The 3,908-nt window shown below is 36.0% G+C and carries 3 protein-coding genes, 1 tRNA gene and 2 pseudogenes; all 6 read left to right on the top strand.

Annotated features, from left to right (window positions below):
• Window positions 1–417 precede the first annotated feature (417 nt).
• The 6 genes and pseudogenes from KY055_01800 (at window position 418) to KY055_01775 (ending at window position 3,775) form a co-directional block, all read left to right on the top strand.
• Window positions 418–668: pseudogene (locus KY055_01800) on the top strand (alanine dehydrogenase).
• A 6-nt stretch (window positions 669–674) separates the two neighbouring features.
• Complete coding sequence (locus tag KY055_01795; protein ID MBZ1345349.1) at window positions 675–812, top strand: hypothetical protein; 138 nt, start codon at window positions 675–677, stop codon at window positions 810–812.
• 141 nt (window positions 813–953) lie between these two features.
• Window positions 954–1,024, top strand: a tRNA-Thr gene (locus tag KY055_01790).
• A 107-nt stretch (window positions 1,025–1,131) separates the two neighbouring features.
• Window positions 1,132–2,187, top strand: a pseudogene (prfB, locus tag KY055_01785) (peptide chain release factor 2).
• Window positions 2,180–2,860 carry a cell division ATP-binding protein FtsE gene (gene ftsE, locus KY055_01780; GenBank protein ID MBZ1345348.1) on the top strand — a complete coding sequence of 227 codons (681 nt, stop codon included), beginning with the start codon at window positions 2,180–2,182 and terminating at the stop codon, window positions 2,858–2,860. The pseudogene prfB and the gene ftsE overlap by 8 nt, the downstream one beginning before the upstream one ends.
• A gap of 9 nt (window positions 2,861–2,869) precedes the next feature.
• Window positions 2,870–3,775: a permease-like cell division protein FtsX gene (locus tag KY055_01775; GenBank protein ID MBZ1345347.1), complete on the top strand. Its 906-nt coding sequence runs from the start codon at window positions 2,870–2,872 to the stop codon at window positions 3,773–3,775.
• Window positions 3,776–3,908 lie beyond the last annotated feature (133 nt).

Below are 3,908 nucleotides of genomic sequence, written 5' to 3'. Positions count from 1 at the left end.
CAAAATTATGGAAAAAGTTTGAGGGCGAGAAGAACAGGGAGCAAAAAATAAAAACCCATTTCAGGGTTTTTATTTTTGGTTTCTGAATTAAAACTTAATCAAGCCCCAAAGGAGTCGCTTCGCGACCCTACGGGGCATGCTTTTGAAATTACCCTACCAAACCAGATACACAAATCCAAAAAGCAAAATCTCCACTGACCCACCGCCAGCTGCCGCAAAGCGACAGCTGGCGGTGGGCAATTCGTCAGGTCAAATTCCATTTCTTTGAATTGTGGATTAAATTTGGTAAAATGATAGAGAAAGTTCTATGAATCAGAGATTCATATCACCTTTTAATAAATTTTCAATTTATTAAAATGTTTGAAAACGTTTAATTCTCGCTTCTTAATAAATTATTAATTATTTAATAAAAATAACATGAAAATAGGTACGGTTCGTGAAATTAAAGATAATACAGAAACAAGAGTTGGTTTAACGCCCCAATCCGTTAAGGAATTAACGGCCATGGGACATGAGATTCTTGTTCAAATGGGAGCAGGTACGCGTTCTCAAATTTCCAATGAGGAATATCACAGCGCAGGAGCTGAGATGAAAGACAATGCTTCAGAGGTATGGGAAAGAGTTGATTTAATGGTTAAGGTGAAAGAACCGCAAAAAAAGAATTCCAGTATCTAATTATCGGTTCAACATATATTAAAGGAGATAGGGCCGATAAATTAATAAATATAGAAATGCTTGATATTATGAAAGAGGGCGCTGTTATTGGCCTGGAAGATAAATTTAAAGAGGCGAAGAAAGTGTTTGGACAATGAGACCATAGTTTTTGCCAACGTAGATCAGTCTTATATTGAGAGATGGAAAGCTGGAAAGGATTCGGGCCGTAAGTAAAAGAGCCAAAGATGGCCATAATTATGCCAGAGTAGATTGGCTGGTAAAGCAGCCCTGCCTTTTATGCCCTCTTAGCTTAATGGTAGAGCAATGGTTTCGTAAACCATTGACGCCAGTTCGATTCTGGCAGAGGGCTTTGTTTAAGGGGCGGAGCTGATGGCAGTTCAATTCTGCCCATCAGCTCTTTTTATTTCAATAATTTTGTGGTATTATTTTATATTATGAAAAACTTAACGGAAACAATTGAAGAATTAGAAAAAAGAATTCTCAAGATTGAGCACTGTCTTTGAGGTTGAAAAGAATAAAGAAAAAATAAGAGAACTTGAAGAAGAAATTAAAAAACCCAATTTTTGGGAAGATAAAGAAAAAGCCAGAAAAATCAGTCAAGAATCGGTTGATTTAAAAGAAAAAATAAATGAATTTGAAGAATTAAAAAAAGAGCTAAATGTCCTGAAAGAATTAATTAAAGAAGAGGGAATAGAGAAAGAGGTTGCCGAATTTGAGGATAAATTAAAAGAAAAAGAATTTAAAATTTTTCTTTCGGGAAAATACGATAAGAATAGCGCTATTTTATTAATCTTGGCCGGAGCCGGAGGTAAGGATAGCCAGGACTGGGCAGCAATGTTGTTAAGAATGTATGAAAGATTCAGCCGAAGAAAAGGATTTAAAACCAAGATTTTAGACCAGTCCTTTGGCGAGGCGGGCGGACCGGAAGGCAGAATTGGCGTAAAATCGGTTGTTTTAAAGATTGAGGGAAATTACGCTTTCGGTTTTTTAAAAAAAGAAAGCGGAGTTCACCGATTGGTTAGAATTTCTCCTTTTTCTTCCCAATCTCTTCGCCATACTTCTTTTGCTCTGGTTGAGGTTTTACCTGAAATTCCAAAAACAGAGGAGATAAAAATCAGGCCCGAGGATTTAAAATTGGAAACTTTTCGGTCTTCGGGCCCCGGCGGTCAAAATGTTCAAAAGCGAGAAACAGCCGTCAGAATTATTTATTTGCCAACCAATATTTCTGCTTCCTGTCAAAGCGAAAGATGGCAGGGCAAAAATCGGGAAGAGGCAATGAAAATTTTAATCGCCAAACTCCAGGCTCTAAAAGAAAGAGAAAGGGAAAAAGAATTAAAAAAAATCAAAAGTGAAATTCCTTCGGCCAGCTGGGGAAACCAAATTCGTTCTTATGTTTTGCATCCCTATAAATTAGTTAAAGACCTAAGAACCAATATGGAAACCTCATTAGTTGAAAAGGTTTTGGACGGGGATATAGATGAATTTATCAAAGCCGAAATAGGATATGATTAAATTTCAAAATATAACCAAAAGTTATTCCCTCCAAATAATATCCTTAGACAATATTTCTTTTGAGATTAAAGAAAAAGAATTCGTTTCTATTGTTGGCAGGTCGGGAGTGGGTAAAACCACTATTTTTAAATTACTTTTGGCTGAAGAAAAACCGACAAAAGGCAAGGTTTTTTTTAAAAATAAGGATGTTCACAAAATAAAAAAATCCCATCTTCCTTATCTGCGCCGGGAAATCGGAGTGGTTTTTCAAGACTATAAATTATTGCCCTCCAAGACCGCCTATGAAAATATCGCCTATGCCCTGGAAACAACCGGAGCTTCGGACGAAATTATTAAAAAAAATGTTCCCAAAGTTTTGGAAATTGTTGGACTTGCCGACCGGGCTAAAAATTTTCCAGCCGAGCTTTCAAGTGGTGAAAAACAAAGAGTGGCTCTGGCCCGGGCTTTAATTCACCGACCTTCAGTCATTTTAGCCGATGAACCAACAGGCAACCTTGACCCCTATCATACCCTGGATATTATTCGCTTTTTATTGAAAATCAATGAAATGGGTACAACCGTGGTTTTAGCCACCCATGATAAAGAGATAATTGATATTTTAGGAAAAAGGGTCATTACTTTGGAAGAGGGAAAAGTCATTCGTGACGAAGAAAAAGGAAAATTTATTTTGTAATTATCCAATATGTTTATTCTATTTAAAAAGCTATTTCATTCATCTTGGATAGGTTTTCAGCGAAACAGCACTCTTTCCATAGCCACCATTTTTATTTTAGTTATTATTATTGTTTTAATAACAGGACTTTTTATTTTTCAAAAATCAGCCGAATTTTTAATCGCTCAAATTCAGGAAAAAATTGATGTTTCCGTTTATTTCAAGGAAGGGGTTTTGGAAAATGAAATTTTAAAGCTTAAAGAGGAACTGGTTAATCTTCCCCAAGTAAAGAGCGTTAACTATATTTCCAGAGAAGAGGCCGAAAGAAGATTTAGAGAAAAATATAAAGATGACCCAATTTTAATGGCTTCTTTGGAAGAAATAGGCAATCCCTTTTTAGCTCATTTGGACATTAAAGTGTTTGCGGCCGGACAATTTGAAATCATTGAAGATTTTTTAAAAAAAAGTCCTTATCGGGATTTAATTCTTGAAACCGATTATTTTCAAAGAAAAGCAATGATTGAAAGGATTTTTGCCCTTACCGCGGACATTTATCACTTCGGAATAATTTTAATTTTAATTTTAGGCCTTGTCGGCATTTTAGTCGCTTTCAATACCATAAAATTAGCCATTTACAGCCAAAAAGAAGAAATCGGCATAATGAGATTGGTCGGCGCTTCCAACTGGTTTATTCGCGGACCCTTTTTGGTTCAGGGTTTCATTTCCGGAATTTTTTCTTTTCTAATCGCCTTTTTAATTACTTTGGCAATTTGTTATTTTTTAAGTCCCAAAATTGAAGGCCTTTTTGCCGGTCTTGATATTTTCGCTTTTTTTGTTAATAATTTTTGGACCATTATTTTAATTCAAGCAGCAACCGGACTGGGCTTGGGAATGATTTCCAGTTTGATTGCCGTTAGAAAATATTTGGAGGTTTAAAATTTGCGGTCAATTTACTAAATAATTGCGGGCTCGCCTGCCTGCGCCGGCAGGTCTAAAAGAAAGAAGAATTGAAAAAGAGGGAACATTAGAGAAATTGAAAATAAGAAGTAAATATTGCGGGGTCGTCTAA

This window comes from Candidatus Nealsonbacteria bacterium (genome assembly GCA_019923625.1).
Classification (GTDB): domain Bacteria; phylum Patescibacteriota; class Minisyncoccia; order Minisyncoccales; family RBG-13-42-11; genus JAHXGN01.
Note: the sequence above shows the minus strand (reverse complement) of the source record. Positions and strands in the feature narration are given on the sequence as shown.